Annotated in this window: 17 protein-coding genes and 4 tRNA genes; 6 read left to right on the top strand and 15 right to left on the bottom strand. The window is 71.7% G+C overall.

All coding sequences use genetic code 11. The annotated features are described in order from the left end of the window. Positions 1–460: 460 nt before the first annotated feature. The 4 genes from FFG40_RS11735 to FFG40_RS11720 all read right to left on the bottom strand — a co-directional run bounded on the left by FFG40_RS11735 (position 461) and on the right by FFG40_RS11720 (position 1,314). A complete protein-coding gene (locus FFG40_RS11735; RefSeq protein WP_138803290.1) occupies positions 461–841 on the bottom strand; it encodes a hypothetical protein in 381 nt (126 codons plus the stop codon). A gap of 123 nt (positions 842–964) precedes the next feature. Then, positions 965–1,039: transfer RNA gene (locus FFG40_RS11730), tRNA-Val, on the bottom strand. 47 nt (positions 1,040–1,086) lie between these two features. Beyond that, a tRNA-Cys gene (locus FFG40_RS11725) sits at positions 1,087–1,160 on the bottom strand. Positions 1,161–1,242: 82 nt separating this feature from the next. After that, positions 1,243–1,314 (bottom strand) — tRNA-Gly (locus tag FFG40_RS11720). A 215-nt stretch (positions 1,315–1,529) separates the two neighbouring features. On the opposite strand from FFG40_RS11720, the gene FFG40_RS11715 reads away from it, so the two are divergent. The 5 genes from FFG40_RS11715 (at position 1,530) to FFG40_RS11695 (ending at position 8,131) form a co-directional block, all read left to right on the top strand. Beyond that, positions 1,530–1,602 (top strand) — tRNA-Val (locus FFG40_RS11715). A 115-nt stretch (positions 1,603–1,717) separates the two neighbouring features. Beyond that, complete coding sequence (locus FFG40_RS11710) at positions 1,718–3,283, top strand: DUF3375 family protein (RefSeq protein WP_138803289.1); 1,566 nt, start codon at positions 1,718–1,720, stop codon at positions 3,281–3,283. Next, positions 3,280–4,062, top strand: coding sequence for a DUF4194 domain-containing protein (locus FFG40_RS11705; RefSeq protein WP_138803288.1), 783 nt, complete (start codon positions 3,280–3,282; stop codon positions 4,060–4,062). Before FFG40_RS11710 ends, FFG40_RS11705 begins: the two co-directional genes overlap by 4 nt. Beyond that, positions 4,059–7,427, top strand: coding sequence for an ATP-binding protein (locus FFG40_RS11700; RefSeq protein ID WP_138803287.1), 3,369 nt, complete (start codon positions 4,059–4,061; stop codon positions 7,425–7,427). Before FFG40_RS11705 ends, FFG40_RS11700 begins: the two co-directional genes overlap by 4 nt. A 416-nt stretch (positions 7,428–7,843) precedes the next feature. Further along, complete coding sequence (locus FFG40_RS11695; RefSeq protein WP_138803286.1) at positions 7,844–8,131, top strand: hypothetical protein; 288 nt, start codon at positions 7,844–7,846, stop codon at positions 8,129–8,131. Between the two features lie 166 nt (positions 8,132–8,297). On the opposite strand, the gene FFG40_RS11690 is transcribed toward FFG40_RS11695, so the two are convergent. After that, on the bottom strand, positions 8,298–9,764 hold the full coding sequence (locus FFG40_RS11690) for a peptide MFS transporter (protein ID WP_185974172.1): 1,467 nt from the start codon (positions 9,762–9,764) through the stop codon (positions 8,298–8,300). A 198-nt stretch (positions 9,765–9,962) separates the two neighbouring features. On the opposite strand from FFG40_RS11690, the gene FFG40_RS11685 reads away from it, so the two are divergent. Further along, positions 9,963–12,101 carry an acyl-CoA dehydrogenase gene (locus FFG40_RS11685; RefSeq protein ID WP_138803285.1) on the top strand — a complete coding sequence of 713 codons (2,139 nt, stop codon included), beginning with the start codon at positions 9,963–9,965 and terminating at the stop codon, positions 12,099–12,101. A gap of 90 nt (positions 12,102–12,191) precedes the next feature. On the opposite strand, the gene csrA is transcribed toward FFG40_RS11685, so the two are convergent. From csrA to FFG40_RS11635, 10 genes are read right to left on the bottom strand one after another with little or no spacing between them, the layout of a single operon-like run. Then, the gene (gene csrA / locus FFG40_RS11680) at positions 12,192–12,470 is read right to left on the bottom strand and encodes a carbon storage regulator CsrA (RefSeq protein ID WP_138803284.1); all 279 of its coding nucleotides are present in this window, start codon (positions 12,468–12,470) and stop codon (positions 12,192–12,194) included. Between the two features lie 4 nt (positions 12,471–12,474). Then, entirely contained in the window at positions 12,475–13,440 is a 966-nt protein-coding gene (locus tag FFG40_RS11675; RefSeq protein WP_138803283.1) for a hypothetical protein, read from the bottom strand. After that, a complete protein-coding gene (locus FFG40_RS11670) occupies positions 13,415–15,469 on the bottom strand; it encodes a flagellar biosynthesis protein FlhA (protein WP_111022852.1) in 2,055 nt (684 codons plus the stop codon). The genes FFG40_RS11675 and FFG40_RS11670 overlap by 26 nt, the downstream gene beginning before the upstream one ends. Further along, a complete protein-coding gene (locus FFG40_RS11665) occupies positions 15,466–16,659 on the bottom strand; it encodes a flagellar biosynthesis protein FlhB (RefSeq protein WP_138803282.1) in 1,194 nt (397 codons plus the stop codon). Before FFG40_RS11665 ends, FFG40_RS11670 begins: the two co-directional genes overlap by 4 nt. Before the next feature lie 4 nt (positions 16,660–16,663). Continuing rightward, the gene (locus FFG40_RS11660; RefSeq protein WP_138803281.1) at positions 16,664–17,422 is read right to left on the bottom strand and encodes a flagellar biosynthetic protein FliR; all 759 of its coding nucleotides are present in this window, start codon (positions 17,420–17,422) and stop codon (positions 16,664–16,666) included. Then, positions 17,422–17,697, bottom strand: a complete 276-nt coding sequence (locus tag FFG40_RS11655; protein ID WP_138803280.1) for a flagellar biosynthetic protein FliQ — start codon at positions 17,695–17,697, stop codon at positions 17,422–17,424. The genes FFG40_RS11660 and FFG40_RS11655 overlap by 1 nt, the downstream gene beginning before the upstream one ends. Positions 17,698–17,706: 9 nt before the next feature. After that, positions 17,707–18,543 carry a flagellar type III secretion system pore protein FliP gene (fliP, locus tag FFG40_RS11650; protein WP_138803279.1) on the bottom strand — a complete coding sequence of 279 codons (837 nt, stop codon included), beginning with the start codon at positions 18,541–18,543 and terminating at the stop codon, positions 17,707–17,709. Next, on the bottom strand, positions 18,540–19,100 hold the full coding sequence (locus FFG40_RS11645) for a flagellar biosynthetic protein FliO (RefSeq protein WP_138803278.1): 561 nt from the start codon (positions 19,098–19,100) through the stop codon (positions 18,540–18,542). Before FFG40_RS11645 ends, fliP begins: the two co-directional genes overlap by 4 nt. 7 nt (positions 19,101–19,107) lie before the next feature. Continuing rightward, positions 19,108–19,812, bottom strand: a complete 705-nt coding sequence (gene fliN / locus FFG40_RS11640; protein WP_111123019.1) for a flagellar motor switch protein FliN — start codon at positions 19,810–19,812, stop codon at positions 19,108–19,110. Next, the gene (locus FFG40_RS11635; protein WP_138803277.1) at positions 19,812–20,690 is read right to left on the bottom strand and encodes a flagellar motor switch protein FliM; all 879 of its coding nucleotides are present in this window, start codon (positions 20,688–20,690) and stop codon (positions 19,812–19,814) included. Before FFG40_RS11635 ends, fliN begins: the two co-directional genes overlap by 1 nt. Positions 20,691–20,744: the final 54 nt, after the last annotated feature.

The following is a 20,744-nucleotide window of genomic DNA, read 5'->3' as shown; positions in this document are numbered from 1 at the left end:
ATGGACGCTGCGGCGGCCGCTGCTTCGTTCCCGGGTTCGTGGTCGTCGTCGACGGCATCGTCGGGCCGCGGATGCTGCACCACTTCCGGACGCACTCGTCGACGAGGCGCCGATCCTCGCGATGTGGGCGCAGCTCTCCGCGCTCCGGTCGCTCGAAAACCACGTGATCGACACGACGGGACACGCACCCTCGGAGACACTCACCGCGGTCCGTGCGGCCGTCGAGGCAGGCAAGTTCCTGCTGCGCCGGAACCCGGTCAGCTGAGCGGCGCGGGGCGGGGAACGGAAACGGGAACGACGAAAGGCCTGCAGGTCCGCCCCGGCGAGACCCCACAGGCAGCGACCGACGGAGTCTGACCCGACCGATCAACCGATCGACCCCGGGGTCTCAGCACTGTTGAGGCGCCGGATCATCGGCTCGGTCTGGGCCATCCCGGTCGGCCTCGAGGGAACTCCGTCGCTACAGCCGGATCGCCCACTCGATGGTCGGCGGTGATCCGCCACCGTGCCGGAGGGCGTAGTCGTCCAGCACCGCCCGGCGGACGTCCACTCCGCTCGCGAATCGTTCCAGGTGCGTCAGGAGCCACGCTGCCGGCGCCTCGTCGATCTTCTCCTGCCACGTCGAGCCGAGGACTTCGTCCAGTTGGAGCACTGCAGCGTGGGTGTCACGGCCGTCGAACTCGTAGACCGCGACTCGGCGCGCGGTGAACGCCAGCCAGACTCCTCGTTCGGTGACGACGTCGCCGGGGTCCCGATCGTTCCGCTGCCACTCGCAGACCTTGTGGAACAGCACCGGCGTGGTCGCGCGTCGGGCACGCTTCCGCCTCCGGCCGATCTGCATGGCCACAACCGTACCGGGCGGGGTCCACGGAGCATCGCGGTCCTGGCGGACTGGGAACGGCGAGCAGACCGGAACGAAGAAAGCCCCCGGCCGGACCTGGTGGTCCTGCCGGGGGCTTCGTGGTGGTGGGCGATACTGGGATCGAACCAGTGACCTCTTCCGTGTCAGGGAAGCGCGCTACCGCTGCGCCAATCGCCCAAGTCCCTGCGTGGACCGGAGTCCATCAAGGTCTTGGAGGGTGGATCTGGAGGTGGGGACGGGATTCGAACCCGCGTGGACGGCTTTGCAGGCCGCTGCCTAGCCTCTCGGCCACCCCACCATCGAGGTTCACGTCTCCGTGAGTACCCGAACGGTGGGATACCCTCTGGTGAGTCGCGGGCCTTCGAGAAGACCCACACTCGAGCGGATGACGAGATTCGAACTCGCGACCCTCACCTTGGCAAGGTGATGCGCTACCACTGCGCCACATCCGCACTTGTCGTTCCGCTGTCGCGGCGACGACGTAAACTCTATACGCACCGGGGCACTTCCACCAAAATCCTCCCCGTTCACCGGGCGTGTCCCCCGAGTTCATGCGGATCGGGGCGGTTCGACACCCCCTGTGGGCAGCGCGCCACACCCGGGCCGCGCGATGTGTTCGATGCACCGCCGGACTTCCGCTAGTATCGATCCGCACGAACAGTGCAGGGGGCGATTGGCGCAGTTGGTAGCGCGCTTCGTTCACACCGAAGAGGTCATCAGTTCGAGTCTGGTATCGCCCACAGAGCAACACGAACACCACCGACAAGAGCCCGACGCAGCAGCGTCGGGCTCTTGTCATCTCATCAGGCCGCAGCACGCGGACCAGACCACCAGCACGATCGGACGAAGGGGCGCATGACCGACGTCGACCTCGAGTTCGCCCGGGTCCGAGCGGTCCTCGACCGTCCGACCCTGCGGCTCATGTCCCGGCCGACCAGCGCCACGGTCCTCGCCGTGTTCCGCACGGTCTTCGACCGCGACGTGCAGTACGTCCCCGCCGACCGCATGCACCTGCAGGTCGAGGAGCACGTCGCGCGCCTGCAGGCGGCGGGTGCCCGCGTGCCCGCCAGCGACCAGGCGGTGCCGGCAGCCAGCGCGCAGACCGACAGCGAGCCAACCGGGGGCGAGCAGGAGGCCCGCCCGAACGGCCGGGCGCTGTGTCGCGAGTGGGTCGGCGCCCAGTGGCTCGTCCGCTCGAACTCCCCCGACGGCGACGAGCAGTACTCCCTGACCAGCCACGCCCTCGAGGCGCTGAGCCTCGTCGACGCCCTGTCGGCCGACCGCGCCCTGATCAGCGAGAGCCGGCTGGCGATGATCGTGGACGCGGTGCACCGGTGGGCGGCTCGCGCCGAACCCGACCCCGACGTGCAGATTCGCCGGATCGACGCCCAGATCGCCGAGTTGCAGGCTGAACGGGAGCGCCTGGAGCACGGCGACGACGTCGTGGCCGTCGACGACGACCGGATGCGCGACGGGTACACGAACATCTCCGACCTGATCCGGCAGCTGCCGAGCGACTTCAAGCGCGTGGAAGAAGCGGTCGCGACGATGCACCGCTCGATCGTCGAGGACTTCCGGCAAGAGGTCCGCCCGATCGGCGAGATCCTCGACGACTACCTGGCGCGCACGGACAACCTGATGGAAGCGACACCCGAGGGCCGTGCCTTCGAGGGTGCCTTCGAGCTCCTCCGCGACGACGCCCTGCTCCTGCGGCTCCGCGACGACATCGCGACGATCCTGGCGCACCCGTTCGCGCAGGGCCTCGGAGCCGGCGAGCGTCGGGCCTTCCGCAACACCGTGACGATCCTGCGCCAGGGCATCGAGGACGTCCTCGCCCAGCGCCGTCAGCTCACCGCCACGCTCCGCGACCAGATCGTCGCCCACGACGTGGTGCGCGACCGCGAGCTCGACGCGGTGCTCCGCTCGATCAACCGCGGCCTCGCCACCCTGATGGACCAGGGCGGCGCACGCGACCGGATCCCGCTGCCGCTCCTGCCGGCGGCGGCCGAGGTCGGCACGCTGCGCGAGCGCTTCTACGACCCGGACGCCGAGTCCGTGCCGCCGCCCATCGAGGAACCCGACGACGACGTCTTCGAGGACCTCGACGTCGAGATGCTCCGCAAGCACGGTGGGCCGCTCCTGACCGAGCTGCGCGCGGCACTCCGCTTCGCCGAGGCCGACTCCAGCGTCGATGCGTTCCACGGGCTGCCGCCCGAGCAGCGCCGACCGGTCGAGCTCTTCGGCCTCGCGCACCTGCTGACGGGGCGCGACGACTTCGAGTCGGCCGCCCACGTCGCCGAGCACCGCACGGTCCGCCCCGACGGCACCGCGATCACCTTCCACATGCCCACCGCTGCGCTCGACGACGAGCGCACTGCGGTCGGCGACGCACACGACGAGAACGCACAGGAGGCACGGTGAGCGACACGACGCCAGCACCGGTCGACGAGACGGTCCCCTACGACGACCCCGCATCCGTGATGCAGGACGACGAGCGTGACGAGTCCAGTTTCGCCCTCTTCGAGGGCGACGAGGGCCGGCTCGACGAGCACCAGCGACGCGCCCTGGTGGCCCTGCTGCGGCACTCGTACGTCAGCTCCCGCACGCACCCCGACGAGTGGCGTGCGGTCCTCGACGCCGAGTACCAGCTGCGGTCCCGTCTGAACGACCTGTTCCTCGAGCTGCACGTCGACCGTGACCGCGAGGTCGCGTGGAAGCGCCAGGCCCGGTCGGAGAGCCAGCGCCGCACGTTCCCGACCCTGCTCCGCGACCTGCCGTACACCCGCGAGGAGACGATCGTCCTCGTCTACCTGCGGATGCGCCTGCGCGCCGACGCCCGACCGGGCCCGGACCAGGTCGTCGTCGACCGGTCCGAGATCCTCGGGCACGTGGCGGGCTTCCGTCCGGCGACCGCGACCGACCGCACCCGCGACGAGGGCCGGGTCGCCAAGGCGATCGAGCGTCTCGTGACCGCACGCATCCTGATCCGCACCTCCGACCCGGACCGTTTCCGGGTGGCGAGCGTCGTCGAGGTGCTGCTCCCCCTGGAGCGCCTGCTCGAACTGGACGCCTGGTTGCGGACCACCACCGCGCAGGGTGAGGCGACCGCCCCGGGTGGCGAGCCGACCGACGGGGACGACCCGGGCCTCCCGGCAGACGGTGAAGCCGACACCGACGACGAAGGCGAGACGGAAGCGTGACCGACACGTTCGAGATCCCGGCGCTCTTCGACACGGTCGCGCAGTGGCGCGCCGAGTCGATGCAGGTCGTCAACTGGGGTGGGTTCCACGGCCACCGGCAGGTCGAGCTGTCCGGCACGGCGACGCTCATCTCCGGCGCCTCGGGCACGGGCAAGTCCACGCTGATGGACGCCTACCTGGCCGTGATGATGCCGTCGGACGTGCCGTTCAACGGCGCGTCGAACGACGCGACCACCGGCCGCGCCCGCAGCGCCGACCAGCGCAACCTGCTCACGTACCTGCGCGGCAAGGTCGACACCCGGCGCGACCCGGAGACCGGCAGCCTGCGCGACGTGAACCTGCGCGGCGACGACCAGACCACCTGGGGCGCTGCGGCGGTCACGTTCCGGAACGACGACGAGCGGCGCTTCACGGTGCTGCGTGCGTACATCGTGCCGAAGCGCGCCCGCGGGGTCGGCGACATCCAGATGACCATGGCGACGGTCGACGACACCTTCGACCTGCGCCGGCTCGAGGAGTTCGTGCCGTCGCGGTTCCACCACCTCGAGCTGACCGGTCGCGTTCCGGGGCTCGTCATCCGTGACACCTACCAGGAGCTCGCGTACACGCTGCAGACCCGGCTGGGCATCGGTGACTCCGGGGGCGGCAACCGCGCGATGCGCCTGCTCGCCCGGATCCAGGCCGGCCAGCACCTGCCGACCGTTGACGCGCTGTACAAGTCGCTCGTGCTCGAGACCCCCGGCACGTACGAGGCGGCCGACCGGGCCCTCGCGCACTTCTCCGCCCTCGACGAGGCGTACGAGGCGATGGACACCGAGGAGCGCAAGGTCCGCATCCTCTCCCCCATCACCGACCTGCACGACGAGATCTCGCGCGCGACCGACGCCGCAGCGGCCCTGGACGGCATCGCGACCGGCGCCGAGGTGTCGCCGTTCGCGCACTGGACGGCCTCGCGGAAGCGCGACCTGCTCGACGCCGAGGTCTCGCGGAACGCCCGCGAACGCACGGCATCGCGCGCCGAGGTCGCCGCGGCCGAGGCCCGGCACGCCGCCGTCGAGATCGAGCTGCGCGACGCCGAGGCCCGGCTCCGCGACCAGGGAGGCAACGCGCTCGCCCAGCTCGAGGACCGCATCGAACGGCTCACCCGTGAGCGCGACGCCGTGGTCCGCACCCGTGGCACCTTCGACGAGCGCACCGCGGTGCTCGGCACGTCCGTCGCGACAGAGGCCGACTTCACCGCCGCACAGCGCAGCTCGCACGAGTTCCTCGGGTCGTACACCGACGCGCGCACGGCCCTCGACGAGCGCCGCGACGCGCTGACCCGCGAGGAGTACCCGCTCCTCGACCGCGAACGGTCCCTGCGGCAGGAGCGCCAGTCGCTCGAGCACCGGCAGGGCGCCATGCCGCTGCCGATGCACGAAGCCCGGCTCGCGATGGCCCGCGCCGCCGGTATCGACCCGGCCGAACTGCCCTTCGTGGCGGAACTGCTCGACGTGCTGCCCGGCGAGGAGCGTTGGCGCACGGCCATCGAGTCCGTCCTGGCGCCCGTCGCCCGCACGCTGCTCGTCGACCAGGACCGCCTCGGTGACTTCAGCGAGGCGATCGACGCGCTGCGCCTGCCCGTCCGCGTGCAGTTCGAGGGTGTGCCGACCGGCCCGCACCTGGACCTCGACGGCGACCCGGCGATGGTGTCCGGCAAGCTCGCCATCAAGCCGTCGCCGTTCAGCACCTGGGTGCGCGAGCGGATCGAGTCCGACCGCACCGACGCCCGCTGTGTCGCCTCGGCCTCCGACCTCGGCGGTGGTGGCCGCCGGGTCACCGAGTCCGGGCAGCTGCGCGACGGCCGTCGTGGCGCGCACGGTGACCGCCGCCAGTCGAACGTCATCGGCTTCACGAACGAAGCCCGCGTCGCCGCGGTCGAGCAGGAGCTCGCCTCGATCGCGCAGGACCTCGCCACGCTCGAGGCCCGCCGCACCGACGTCGCGCAGGACCTCACCGCGCTCGACGTGCTCCGCGCCGCGCACCAGCACGTGGTCGACGCCACGTGGGCCGCGATCGACGTCGACGGGCTGGGGACGTCCCTCGCCCGGCTCGACGAGGAACGGCAGGCGCTGCTCGCCGCCGACGACGGCCTCCGGACGCTCCGGGCCTCGGTCGCCCGGCTCCGGAAGTCCCTCGACGAGGCGGCCGACCGTCGCTCCGCCGCACGGCTGTCGGTCCAGCGGCTCGAGGAGCGCCACGCGGTGCTCGTCGACGGCCAGGACGCCGCCGCCGAGATCCTGGAGCGCTTCGAGTCCTCGCCCGGTTCGCTGCCGGACGACCAGCAGGCCCGCCTGCTCGAGGAGACCTTCGAGGAGATCGGCGCCCCGGACGGCGTCGACGGGTTCGACGACGCCACCCGACGGCTGAAGCGCCGGCTCGAGGAGCGGCTCACGCAGGCGCTCGACGGTGCCGCGGCGGCGTCGACCTCGTTGACGCTGACGTTCCAGCGGTACCAGGACGCCTGGCCCGACCCGAACCTCGGCACCGGCGTCGCGTCGTACCCCGATTACCACGCGATCCTCGACCAGATCGTGGCGACCGGCCTGCACGCGCGTCGGAGCGAGTGGCGTCGACGCCTGTCGCAGTGGAGCGGCGAGGACCTCGTCCCGCTCGCCGGCGCCTTCGACCGCGCCGTCGTCGAGATCGAGGAGCGCCTCGAGCCGGTCAACGAGATCCTGCGGGAGCTGCCGTTCGGCGCGAACCGGGACCGCCTCAAGATCCAGATCCGCCGGGTCACCCGCGAGGACGTCACCGCCTTCCGCCGCGAGCTCCGCGCCCTGTCGGCCTCGGTCGACACCGAGCTGACCGACGACGTGCTGGAGACCCGGTTCCGACGGCTCCGGCGCTTCATGGCGGTCATCCGGCCCGACCCGGACGCCGCCCGGGGCCGCACCACCCAGCGCGACGCGGTGCTCGACGTCCGCCGGCACATGGAGATCACGGCCGTCCGGTACGACACCGACGGCAACGACCTCGGCGTGTACTCGTCACTCGGCGACAAGTCCGGTGGTGAGACGCAGGAGCTCGTGGCGTTCATCGTCGGCGCCGCGCTGCGCTACCAGCTCGGCGACGAGACCCGTCCGCGACCCCGGTTCGCGCCGGTGTTCCTCGACGAGGCGTTCATCAAGGCGGACTCGGAGTTCGCCGGCCGTGCGGTCACCGCGTGGCTCCGGCTCGGGTTCCAGCTCGTCGTGAGTGCGCCGCTCGACAAGGTCACGGCGCTCGAACCGTCGATGGAGCGGCTCCTGTCGATGCGCAAGCACCCCGAGACGGGCCACTCGTCCATCACCGAGATCGCCCGGGTGGAGCAGGCCGCCGTCTGACGCGGGCCGGGGTGAGTGGTCGCGTGTGTCGGCTGGTCAAGACACCCCGCTCAGGTTCGCCGAGCGGTCACGAACCGTCGGATGGAGGCCGCGCCGACGACAGTTCGTGACCACTCAACGCGCTGTCGGCGGGGTGTCCTGACCACCCGGCCCGCGCTCTGGACGCGACCCACGACGGCCGGGAGGCGCGGTGCGGGCCCGCCACGGGCCTCCCGCCCGTCGTCCCGCCGGTCACAACACCCCGCTCACCTCCGCCGAGCGGTCACGAACCGTCGGATGGAGGCGCCGCAGCCGACAGTTCGTGACCACTCGACGCGCCGCAGGCGGGGTGTCCCGACCACCCGGCGGCCGGGCCGTCAGCGTGTCGACAGGTGCCGCACAGACGTTCCATGGTCACGCGCCGCTACGGTGATGGCGTGTTCGGACGCCGCCGCTCCCCCAGTCCCCGCCCCGACGACGCTCCCGGTCTCGGCATCGGTGCCCTCGTGCAGGTCATCGACACCGATCGGGGTGGCGAGCAGTGGGCCGACCAGCCGATCGGGGTGATCGTGGCTCCCGGCGGGAGTCAGATCGGCGGAACGCAGCGCACGTGGACCGTCGCGTTCGAGGAGCCCGTGTACACGAAGGACGGCCGCGGCCCCTTCGAGCGCGCGACCGTCTTGAGTCGTCAGCTGGTGCCGGTCACGACCGACAGCGGCGAGTAGTCCGGGTCAGGGACTCAGTACTCCTCGGAGCCGCTCTTCATCATGGCTGCGACGGCCATGCAGCACCCGACGCCACCGAGGACGCCGACGCCGATGATGATCCCTGCGATGAGTTCGAGCATGGGTGGTGACTCCTTGGTTGCGTCGGCGTGTGGCTCCGCTCAGGTTACCGGATGCCGCGCATGAGCCGCAGCACCGGCTTGGCCAGGAGCAGCAGGACCACGCCCACCACGACGGCGACCAGGCCGAGGATCGTGAAGTACGGGGCCTCGTTCGCCGGGTCGTAGTAGCGGGACAGCACCCCGGTGACGGCGGTGCCGAGCGACACCGACAGGAAGAACAACGCGACCATCTGCGTCTGGAACTTCGGCGGCGCGAGCTTCGTGGCGACGGACTGGCCGACGGGAGAGAGCAGCAGTTCGGCGAGCGTGAAGACCAGCAGGATGCCGACGAGCGCGAGGAGCGGTGTGCCGTTCTCGCCCGAGCCGGTGAACGGCAGGAAGAGCAGGAACGCGAGCCCCATGATCCCGGTGCCGAGGGCGAACTTCGTCGGGGTGGACGGCTGGCGGTCGCCGAGCTTGGTCCACAGCGCCGCGAAGACGCCGGACAGCACGATGATGAAGACCGGGTTGATCGTCTGCACCCACGACACCGGCATCTCCCAGTCGAACAGCGAGCGGTCGAGGCGCTCGTCGGAGTAGACCGTCACGACGGTGAACTGCTGCTGGTAGAGCGACCAGAACACGGCGCTGCCGATGAACAGCGGGATGAACGCGAAGACCCGCGACCGCTCGTCACGGGTGATGCCGCTCGACAGGATCACGACGAAGTAGCCGATGGTGGCGAGCACGACGACCGCGACCACGACGGTGGGCAGGTTGCCGACGTTGAGCAGGCCGGTCAGCACGGCGACGACGATGACGACGAGCGCGACGACGACGCCGGCACCGATGAGCGGCAGGCGGCGGCGGTCGACGGGGTTCGCCACGTGGCGGACGACCTCGGGCAGCTTCTTCCGCCTGATCGCGTACTGCACCAGGCCCGCCGCCATGCCGACGGCGGCCAGGCCGAAGCCCCAGTGGAAGCCGAGCGAGCTCTGCAGCAGCCCGGTGAGCAGCGGTCCGAAGAACGCCCCGAGGTTCACGCCGAGGTAGTAGAGCGAGAAGCCGGCGTCGCGGCGCGGGTCCTCGCGGCTGTAGAGGCCGCCGACGATCGTGGTGGCGGTGGCCTTGAGCCCGCCGGAGCCCAGCGCGATGAGCACGAGGCCGACGCCGACCCCGGCCACCCCGGGGATGAGCGCGAGGGCGATGTGCCCGAGCATCACGACGATCGCGCTACCGAACAGGGTCCGGTCCGCGCCGATCAGCCGGTCGGCGATCCACGCCCCGATGATCGTGAACAGGTAGACCGCGCCGCCGTAGGCACCCATGATGCCGGTGGCGATGCCCTTGTCGATCCCCAGGCCGCCCTGCGTGACCGTGTAGTACATGTAGATGAGGACGATGCCCTGCATCCCGTAGAACGAGAACCGCTCCCAGAGCTCCACGGCGAACGGTGTCGAGAGCTCGAACGGTTGCCCGAAGAAGGTGCGTCCGGGACGGCCTTCGCGGTCCGCGGGGGTGGTACGTGACATGGCGGCCAGTCTGCCCCTGGCCGGGTGCGCGCGCCCAATCGTCGAACCCCGCTCATGTCTTTGGAGGGTTCCCACGACCTCGTGACGCCACCGACGACACGGGGTTGTGCGGCCCGCACGGCGTTCCCGCCACTGTCGGCACCGGTGTCTAGCGTGGACAGAGCAACACGGACACCGCAGTTCAGGAGGACTCCGCCCATGGTCGACACCGCACCCGCCCAGCGCACCACCCCCGCCAGCGGCAACGACTCCGCGCCGGACGTCGACGCGCAGCACGCCGCGCCGAACGCCGACGCCGCCGGCGACCCGGCAGCGGGAACCCCGACCGCCGGCACGGACACCGACGTCCGCATCGACGTCGAGCTGGTGCAGGAGCTCCTGCTCGGACGCTGGGCCGAGGACCGCCGGATCTCCCGGCGGCTCGCGCTCGACCCCGCGATGCAGAAGATCGAGGGCCAGCCGATCCCCGAGCACCGGGCACGCGTGCTCGAGCAGCTCCGGACCCTGGTCGACGCCGGGGCGATCCAGCGTCCCTACCCCGCCGAGTTCGGCGGCCAGAGCAACCACGGCGGCAACCTGGCCGCGTTCGAGGAGCTCGTCACCGCCGACCCGTCGATGCAGATCAAGGCCGGGGTGCAGTGGGGACTGTTCGGGTCCGCCGTGCACCACCTGGGCACCGAGGCCAACCACTGCGAGTTCCTGCCGGGCATCGTCTCGTTCGACGTCCCCGGCTGCTTCGCGATGACCGAGACCGGCCACGGCTCGGACGTGCAGAGCATCGCCACGACGGCCACGTACGACCCCGCGACCGAGGAGTTCGAGATCCACACGCCGTTCCGCGGTGCGTGGAAGGACTACATCGGCAACGCTGCCCTGCACGGACACGCCGCCGTCGTGTTCGCGAAGCTCGTGACCGCCGGTGTCGACCACGGCGTGCACGCGTTCTACGTCCCGCTCCGCGACGCCGAGGGGGCGTTCCTGCCCGGCGTCAGCGGTGAGGACGACGGCCCCAAGGGCGGCCTGAACGGCATCGACAACGGCCGGCTCGCGTTCGACCACGTCCGGGTCCCCCGCACCAACCTGCTGAACCGCTACGGCGACGTCGCCGCGGACGGCACCTACTCGTCGCCGATCGCCTCGCCCGGCCGCCGGTTCTTCACGATGCTCGGCACCCTGGTGCAGGGCCGGGTGTCGCTCGACGGCGCCGCGGTCGTCGCGCAGAAGATCGCGCTGCAGATCGCCCTGACCTACGCGATGCAGCGCCGGCAGTTCCCCACCGGTGACGGCACCGAGGGCGTGCTGCTCGACTACGGCCGGCACCAGCGCCGTCTCATCCCGCGCCTGGCGACGGTGTTCGCGCAGTCGTTCGCGCACGAGAAGCTCCTGCGCACCTTCGACGACGTCTTCAGCGGGCGCGAGGACACCCCGGAGCGCCGCGAGGACCTGGAGACCCAGGCCGCGGCGTTCAAGTCGATGTCGACCTGGTCGGCGCTCGACACCCTGCAGGAGGCCCGCGAGGCCTGCGGCGGTGCCGGGTTCCTCGCCGAGAACCGTCTCACCGGGCTCCGCGCCGACCTCGACGTCTACGTGACGTTCGAGGGCGACAACACCGTGCTGCTGCAGCTCGTCGGCAAGCGCCTGCTCACCGAGTTCCGGGCGAAGGCCCCGAAGGACCCGGCGTCCACCGCGAAGTTCGTGGCGGCCGTCGCGGCGTCGAAGCTGGCCGACGCGTCCGGCATCCGCCGCCTCGGTCAGACCGTGGCGGACCGCGGGTCCCTGGCTGCCAGCGTCGCCGACCTGCAGGACCCCCGCACGCAGCGCGAGCTGCTCGCGGGTCGGGTCGACACCATGGTCGCCGAGATCGGCATGCGCCTGGCGTCGGCCGGCAAGGACCGAGCCCGCGCCGCCCGACTGCTGAACCGCTCGCAGCACGAGCTCATCGAGGCGTCGAAGGCGCACGCCGAGCTCATGCAGTGGGACGCCTTCACCGAGGCGCTCGACGAGGTCACCGAGGGCGACACCCGACGCGTGCTCGTGTGGCTGCGCGACCTGTTCGCGCTCGGTCTGCTCGAGCAGCACCTGGACTGGTACCTGCTGCACGGCCGGCTGTCGGCGCAGCGCGCCCGTGCGGTGTCGGCGTACATCGACCGGCTCGTCGCCCGGGTCCGGCCCATCGTGCCGCAGCTGATCGAGACCTTCGGCTACGAGCCCGGTCACGTCCGGGCGCCGATCGCGCTCGGGGCCGAGCAGGCCCGACAGGACGAGGCACGCGCGTGGTTCGCCGCCGAGGCCGCCGCCGGTCGTCTGCCCGAACAGGAGAAGAAGCCCCGTCCGTGACGGACGTGCAGGTCCGTCCGTGACGGACGTACAGCCCCGACCGTGACGGACACGCGGCCGCGCCCCTGACGGGCGTGGCCGTGCCGGCTGCTAGGAGTCGGACCGTTCCGGCGGAGTCGTGCCGCCCGCGGCAGCCCCGCCGCGGGACCCGAGCGCCGCGCGCAGCTGCGCCTCGGCGTCGTCACCGGCAGCGGCGGCCTCGGCGTTCGCCTCGGCGACCGCACGCACGACCTCTTCGCGCTGGATCTTCACGCCGCGCGGGGCGTCGATGCCGATCCGGACGCCGTCGCCCCGGGAGTCGAGCACCGTGATGACGATGTCGTCGCCGACGAGGATCCGCTCGCCGACCTTCCGCGTGAGTACCAGCACCCGTTCAGCCTAGCGACACGACGGGGAGCCCCAGCAGGTCCACCGACCCGGGCGTGGCGGTCTCCCCCGCACCGATCGCCACGACACCGACCACGGGCAGCCGCGAGGCCACCGCGGACACCATCGCGGCCGAGTCCGCGGGCTTCCGCCCGACGTCGACCACGACCCACACCTGGTCGGCCTGCAGCGCGTCGCCGGTCGCCCGGTCGTCCCAAGCGGCGACGGCGAGCACGGCGTGCCCGTCGCGGACACCGTCGGCCCGCGCCAGGATCGCCGCACGGCGGTCGGCGGCGTCCGTCGGCCGGAGCGCGTGCCGCACCGAGAAGAGCCCGGCGGCCGCGTCGACGTCGTTCGGCCGCCCGACCAGGAGCACCAGGTCACCGTCCGCGGACCGCACGGTCGGGGCCGTGGGCCGGCCCACCGGTGCCGGCGAGGGCGCGTCGGGGACGCGGGACGGGCCTCCCGACCGGGTCTCGACGACCGGCTGCGCGACGGCCACCGCCTGCGCGTCCGCCACCGTCTGCGCGTCGACGGCTGCCTGGAGGCGCGGGTCGACCCCGGTGGGCGCGTCCGGCTCGGACGGCGCGCGCGTCGGGCGCGGGGCGCTCGGCGTGATCCCGTCCGCCTGGAACCCGTCGAGCACCGACGCGAAGGCGTCGGCCCGCGTCGCCCTGGTGCCGTCGGTGCCGGCGATGCGGGCCTCGGCCGCCTCGGCGTCGGCGAGCAGCGCGGCGATGCCGACGCGCTGCACGGGCGAGTCGGCGATGACGACCCGGACAGTGGGCTGGTCCCCCGGTTCGGGCACCTCGACGGTGGCCTCGACGTGCGCCTTGCGGAACAGCCCGCCGAAGCCCGGCGTGGTCACGCGTTCGGCCGCCACGATCCGCGCACCCGCGCCGAACTCGGTCCGCACCGCGTCGCGGAGGGACTCGAGCGTGGCGCCGCTACGCTGCAATCGGGTCGGCGGCACGGACCACTCCCACGGTCTCGATGGTGGAGCCCGCGGCGGTGGCCTCCTGGTACGACAGCACCGGGAGCCCGTTCGACTGGGCGGCGACCATGCGGTGCACGGCCGGGCGGAGCTGCGGGGCGCAGACCAGGACGGCGGACAGCCCCTGGTCCTCCACGGAGCGGACGGCATCGCGGACGGAGCCCAGGACCTGCTCGATGCGGTGCGCGTCGAGCACGATCTGGCTGCCCTGCTCGGACGGCCGGAGCCCCTCGAGCATCGACTGCTCGAGCATCGGGTCGATCATGATGACGCGCAGGGTGCCGGCGTCGGTGTGCCGGGCGGCGAGGGCCGGGCCGAGGGCCGCACGGGCGGACTCGACGAGCCCCTCGGGATCGGTCGACACCTTGGCGCGGAGCGTGAGGGCCTCGCAGATCCGGCCGAGGTCGTTGATCGGCACGCGCTCGGCGAGCAGGCCCTGCAGCACCCGCTGCAGCTCGGCCATCGAGAGCATGCCGGGGACGAGTTCCTCGACCGCGGCGGGGTTGACCTGCTTGACGCCCTCGGTCAGGACCTTGACGTCCTCGCGGGTGAGCAGGCGCGCGGCGTTGTCGCCGATGACCGCCTGCAGGTGGGTGACGAGCACGGAGACCCGGTCGATCACGGTCGCGCCGGTCATCTCGGCAGCGTGCCGGAGCTCGGCGGGCACCCACTTGCCGGTCAGGCCGAACACCGGCTCGACGGTCGAGGTGCCGGGCAGGCCGTCCAGGTGGTCGCCGAGCGCCAGGACGCTGCGGGCGGGCGCCGTGCCCCGACCGGCCTCGACGCCGGCGATCCGGATGGCGTACGTCGACGGCGGCAGGTCGATCGAGTCGCGGGTGCGGACCGGCGGGACGACGATCCCCATGTCGATCGCGATCTTGCGGCGGAGCGCACGCACCCGGCCGAGCAGGTCGTCGGAGGCGCCGGAGACCATGTCGACCAGGTCGGGGGCGAGCAGGATCTCGAGGGCGTGCACGCGCATCTGCTCGAGCAGGTCCTCCGGGGTGTCGCCGGTCGGCGCCGCCGCCGCGAGTGCCTGCTGCTGGGCGGCGTCGGCCTCGGCCCGGGCGGCGTTCCGGCCGATGCGCCAGCCCGTGAAGAGCAGGGTCGCGCCGACGAGCAGGAAGGGCAGGATCGGCATGCCGGGGATGAACCCCATCGCGATCGCGGCGACCCCGGCGATCATGAGGGCGTTCCGCGACTGCGACAGCTGGGTCGCGGCCGAGGACCCCATCTCGGACTCCGCGCCGGACCGGGTGACGATCATGCCCGTCGACACCGCCATCAACAGCGCCGGGATCTGCGTGACCAGGCCGTCGCCGATCGTCAGGATGCCGTACTTCGACAGGGCGTCGGTGACGGACAGCCCGTTCTGCAGCATGCCGATCGCGATGCCACCGATCAGGTTGATGATGATGATGAGGATGCCGGCGATCGCATCGCCCTTGACGAATTTCGACGCACCGTCCATCGCGCCGTAGAAGTCGGCCTCGGCGGACACCGCGGCGCGGCGCTCCTTGGCTTCCTGGTCGGTGATCAGCCCGGCGTTCAGGTCGGCGTCGATCGCCATCTGCTTGCCCGGCATCGCGTCGAGGGTGAAGCGTGCCCCGACCTCGGCGACGCGCTCGGCACCCTTCGTCACCACGACGAACTGGATGACGATGAGGATCAGGAAGATGACCGCGCCGATGATGATCGACCCGGAGACGGCGACGTGGCCGAACGCCTGGATGACGTCGCCGGCGAAGCCCTCGCCGAGCACCAACCGGGTGGACGCGACGTTCAGGCCGAGCCGGAACAGCGTCGCGACGAGCAGCAGGGACGGGAACACCGAGAAGTCGAGCGGCTTCTTCACGAACAGCGTCGTGAGCAGGATCACCAGCGCCAGCAGGATGTTGATGATGATCAGGAAGTCGAGCAGGAACGACGGCACCGGCAGGATCAGCAGCAGGATGATGCCGACGATGAACACCGGGACGACGAGCTTCGGCAGGTCCTTGCGGTTCATGCGGGGAGTCCTTCGGTCTGGTTCTCTGCGGTGCGCGGTGCGCGGAGCCTGCGGGGGCGGAGGTCCCCGGTCAGGGTGGCGGGGTCGATGACGCTCGCGACCTCGTCCGGGGTGGTCGGCCGCGGCGGCGCGTGCGTGCCGGCCGCGGTGCCGCGCGCCTTGAGCGCCATCACGAAGGACAGGACGCGGGCCACGGGCGTGTACAGGTCGACGGGGATCTCGTGCCCGAGCTCGCACGTGGCGTGCAGTGCCCGGGTGAGCGGGACGTCGCGGACGATCGGCACCCGCTCTGCCTCGGCACGGGCGCGGATCACGTCGGCGACCGGTCCGGCCCCCTTCGCCACCACCCTGGGCGCGGACTTCCCCGGCTCGTACTTGATCGCGACGGCGTAGTGGGTCGGGTTCGTCATCACGACGTCCGCGGTGCCGATGGCCTGGATCATCCGGTTGCGGCTCATCGCGAGCTGACGGGAGCGGCGCTGCGACTTCACCAGCGGGTCGCCGTCGCTCCGCTTGTTCTCGTCCTTGACCTCGCGCTTGGTCATCATCGTGCGCTTCCGGTTGCGGCGGATCACCACGAACACGTCGAGGGCTGCGAGGACGAGCCCGGCGACGATCGCCGCGCGCAGCAGGGTGCCGGACCCGGCGGCGGCGGCCTCGAGCACGGCCGACAGCGGCAGCGAGCCGCTCGTCATCAGGACCGGCATGAGCCCCTGCACCGCGAACCAGAGGACGAGCCCGACGACGGCGGTCTTCAGCAGCGCCTTCGCGCCGTTCCAGAGCGCCTGGGTGCCGAACACGCGCTTCAGTCCGGCGATCGGATCGAAGTGGTCGGGCTGCGGCGTCATCTTGCGGAAGTGCACCCCACCCTGGGTGACGGCGGCGGCGAGCACCGCGACTGCGACGACCGCGAGCATCGGGCCGAGGGTCGCACCCATCGAACCGAGGGCGTCGGCGAGCAGGGCCTGCACGGCACCGAGCTCGGGGTCTTCGATGACCCGCTGCACGGCGAGGAGCTGGTCCTGTCCGGCGGCCGCGGCGTTGCCGATCGCGGCCGGGATCATGAGCGCCGCGACGGCGATCCCGATCCACGCGCCGAGGTCCTGCGAGCGACCGATCTGGCCCTTCTCGTGGACCTCGCGCATCCGCTGCTGGGTTGCCTGTTCGGAACGTTCTCCGCTGTCGGACACGTCGTCACCCCCGTCCCGTGATCGCCTCGACGGCGTCGCCGGTCAGCGACGACACCACCGAGGGCAGGGCCATGAAGAGTGCGCCGGCGAACAGGACGGTCAGGCCGATCTTGATCGGGAAGCCCATCTGGAACGCGTTGAGCGCCGGTGCCACGCGGGTCAGCAGCCCGAGGCCGACGTCGGCCAGGAACAGCACGACGACGAGCGGACCGGCGATCTGCAGGGTGGCGAGGAACATCTGCGACATCGCGGTCACGAGCATCGACGCGAGCCCGTCCACCGCGAAGGTGCCGGTGAGCGGCACGGCGTCGAACGACCGCACCAGACCACCGACGATGAGCTGGTAGCCGCCCGAGGTGAAGAGCAGCGCGAGCGCGGTCATCTGGAACAGGCGGGTGAACTGGGCGCCGTTGACCTGGGACTGCGGGTCGAACGCCTGCGCGAGCGTGAACCCGCCGAACAGGTCGATGAGCGCACCCGCCGACTGCACGGCGGCGAACACCAGGAACACCAGGAACCCGAGGGACAGCCCGACGACGAGCTGGGTGAGCAGGGCGAGCAGGAACGGCCCCGTGTCGAGCTGCTCGTAGCCGACGGCGACGCGCGGGGCGACGCCGATGGCGAGCCCCAGCCCGAGGATCACCTTGACGGTGCCGGGGAACGCCCGGTACGAGAACGGCGGCGCGATGACGAAGAACGCGACGAGCCGGACGCCGGCGAGCATGGTCGCCTCCAGACGGTCGGCGTCGATGCTGAGCTCCATCAACCGCCCCCGAGCAGCTTCGGGATCATGTCGAAGGCGACGTGCGTGAACGCGATCATCTCGGAGATCATCCAGTTGCCGCAGACCACCAGGGCGATCGCGACGGCGACGGCCTTCGGCACGAACGAGAGCGTGACCTCCTGGATCTGCGTCACCGACTGGAACAGCGAGATCGCGAAGCCGACGACGAGCGAGGTGATGAGCACCGGGGCGGCGAGCTTGCCGGACACCAGGAGCGCCTGGAGGACGAGGTCGATGACGGCCTGCTGGTTCATGCGTGCCCCCTAGACAACGTGGTAGCTCTCGATGAGCGACGTGATGATGAGGCCCCAGCCGTCGACCAGCACGAAGAGCAGGATCTTGAACGGCAGCGAGATCATGACCGGCGGGAGCATCATCATGCCCATCGACATCAGGGCCGCGGAGACGACGAGGTCGATCACCAGGAACGGGATGAAGATGACGAACCCGATGATGAACGCGCTACGGAGCTCCGAGATGATGAACGCCGGGATCACCGTCGTCATCGGCACGTCCGCCATCGACTTCGGGTTGTCGAGCCCGGCGGCTCGGGTGATCAGGGCGACGTCCTCGTCGCGGGTCTGGTGGAGCATGAAGGTCCGCAGGGGCTTCGTGCCGATCTCGACGGCCTGGTTGAAGTCGAGGTGCCCGGCCAGGTAGGGCTGCAGGGCGTCGTCGTTGATGTGCCCGAGCACCGGTGCCATCACGAACAGCGACAGGAACAGTGCCAGTCCGGCGATCACCTGGTTCGGCGGGATCGACTGCAGCCCGAGCGCGTTCCGGGTCATCGCGAGCACGACGAAGATCTTCGTGAACGACGTCATCATGAGCATCAGCGCGGGTGCGACGCTCAGCAGCGTGACGCCGATGAGCGTCACCACGGCCGACGACGGGGTACCGTCCGGGCCGTTCACGCTGACGCTGAAGTCACCGGTCGCGGGGGCGGTCGGGGTCGCCGGGGCGGTGGGTTGGACGACCCCGGCGGCGTGTGCGCCGGTCGTCGTGAGCATCAGGAACCCGGCCACGACCGCCAGGCCGAGCAGGACGAGGGCGACGAGTCGACCCGACCGTGCCAGCCGGTGCGGCCCTGCCGCCCTCACCCGGCCCGCCGGTTCCGCAGCGCGGCCGCGGCCTGGCGCCAGGTGTCGAGCGACAGGATCGAGCCCTGCAGCTGCTGGGCGCTCGGCACGGCGCGCTGCGGGCGACGGTTGCGCGGGCGCATCGGCAGCGGCGCGACGGCGCTGGTCGCGTCGGTCGCCCGGGTCACGTCGTCCGTGCCTGCCGGGAGGCCCGTGGTGGCGTCCGACTGCTGCGCGAGTTCCCGACCGAACGCGTCGGCCGACGGGGCGGGACGCACCGGCAGCGCGACCGGTCCGGTCACGATGGTGAGTTCCGGCGCGGGCGCCTGCCCGCTCGTGAGCAGGTTGACCCCGTGCTCGGACACACCGAGGACGAGCCGCTCCCCCTCGACGTCGACCACGACGACGCTCGCCTTGCCGCCGATGCCCTGCCGACCGACGACCTCGACGGTCGCCGCACGACGGCCCGACGGCTTGCCCGAGAAGCGCTTGCGGCTCGCGCGGTGCAGCACCCACATCAGGGCGAGCACGACGCCGAGCGAGAGCGCGACGCGGAGGGTGACGACGAGGGTGTCCACGTGCGGGTCAGACCGTTTCGGCGACGTCGAGGATGCGGGTGATCCGGACCGCGTAGTCCTGGTCGACGACGACGACCTCGCCGTGCGCGATGAGGCGGCCGTTCAGCAGGACGTCGGCGGGGGCACCGGCACTGCGGTCGAGCTCGACGACGGCGCCGGGCTCCATGCCGAGCACGTCGCGGACCGACATCCGGGTGCGGCCGATCTCGACCGTCAGGGTCATCTCGACGTTGTTGATCCGGCCGAGGTTGCCGGCGGGCAGGTTCGCCACGACGGGCGCGGACACCGTGCCGTTCTCGCGGATCCGGATGCCGAACCACCCGGCGGGCAGGCCACCGGCGGTCAGTTCGAACACGACGGTGTCCGGGTCGGCCAGCAGCGACGCGGCCGACTCGCGGTTCGCCTCGCCGAGCACCCCGACGCCGAGGACCCCGGCCGCGGCCTCGAGCGACGGACGCAGCACGTCCGTGACGGCCACGATGCCGTGGTCGGTGCCTCCGGCGGCCGTGATCGCCTCGAGATCGGTGAGCACGAGCGCCAGGTCGGCCGACAGGCCGCCGACGAACGAGGCGACCACGGCGTCCGTCGCCGCGTCGAGCACGACCGGTGTCGCGCCTCCAGGCAGGAGCACCGCGGTCAAGGGGGCGGCCGTCGGGAGCTGCGCCGCGAGCGACTCGGCCGCTGCGGTGTGGAGGGTGGTCGTTTCGGTCATCAGTGCTGCTCCGTGCTCGTGGTGGTGACGACGATGCCGGCGAGACGCGAGCCGTTCGCGCCGACCGCGGCGGTGCCGACGGGTTCGCCGTCGACCGCGATGGTGAGGGGCCGGTGCTGCGGGTGCGGCAGCGGCAGGACGTCGCCGACGGCGAGCCGCAGGACCTGCGTCGGCAGGACCGCGGCCGGGGCGAAGCGCAGGCTGACGCCCACGGGCACGCTCTCGAGCTGCGCGTCGAGCAGGGCTCGGGCGTCGGCCGGCGACACGTGCGCCGCGGCCTCGCCGAGCTGCGGCAGGACGGCCTCCGCCGGCAGTGCCAGCGTGCCGGGGGCGACGCGGTCGCCGACCCGGATCGAGAACGAGGCGACGATCATCAGGTCGCCCTTCTGCGCGGCCTGGGCGAACTGGCTGTTGAACTGGAACCCGCCGACCGTGACGTCCTGCGCGAGCAGCCCGCCGAACGAGTAGCGGAGGTCGTCGAGGGCGTCCTCGACGATCTTGCGGACCAGGGCCTGCTCGATGGGCGTGAAGGTGCGGTCCGGCGTCGGCAGCGGCTTCGAGGCGCCCAGCGCGTGCGACACCCACGTCAGCGCGGCGTCGAGCGGGACCTGCAGCACGCCCTTCGGGGTCAGGCCGGTGATCGGCAGCAGCACCATGCCGGTGAGCGCGGGCAGCGACGCGGCGTACTCGTCGTACGTCGTCATCTCCACCTGCTCGCAGGTGACCTGGCTGACCGCACGGACCTTCGCCGTCAGCTGCGTACCCCACTGGCGCGCGAACGTCTCGAAGGCGAGCTCGAGGACCCGGGCGTGCTCACGGGCCAGCGTCGACGGGCGCGCGAAGTCGTACACCTCGGGCGCTGGCAGGGTCTCGGTCACGGGTGCGTCTATCGGTCACCTGTGGGGCACCCGTCAGTGCTGTACCCCGTAGTG

It is taken from the genome of Curtobacterium sp. KBS0715, assembly GCF_005938005.2.
GTDB lineage: Bacteria > Actinomycetota > Actinomycetes > Actinomycetales > Microbacteriaceae > Curtobacterium > Curtobacterium flaccumfaciens.
The sequence above is the reverse complement of the archived record's forward strand: the minus strand, read 5'-3'. Positions and strand labels throughout refer to the sequence as shown.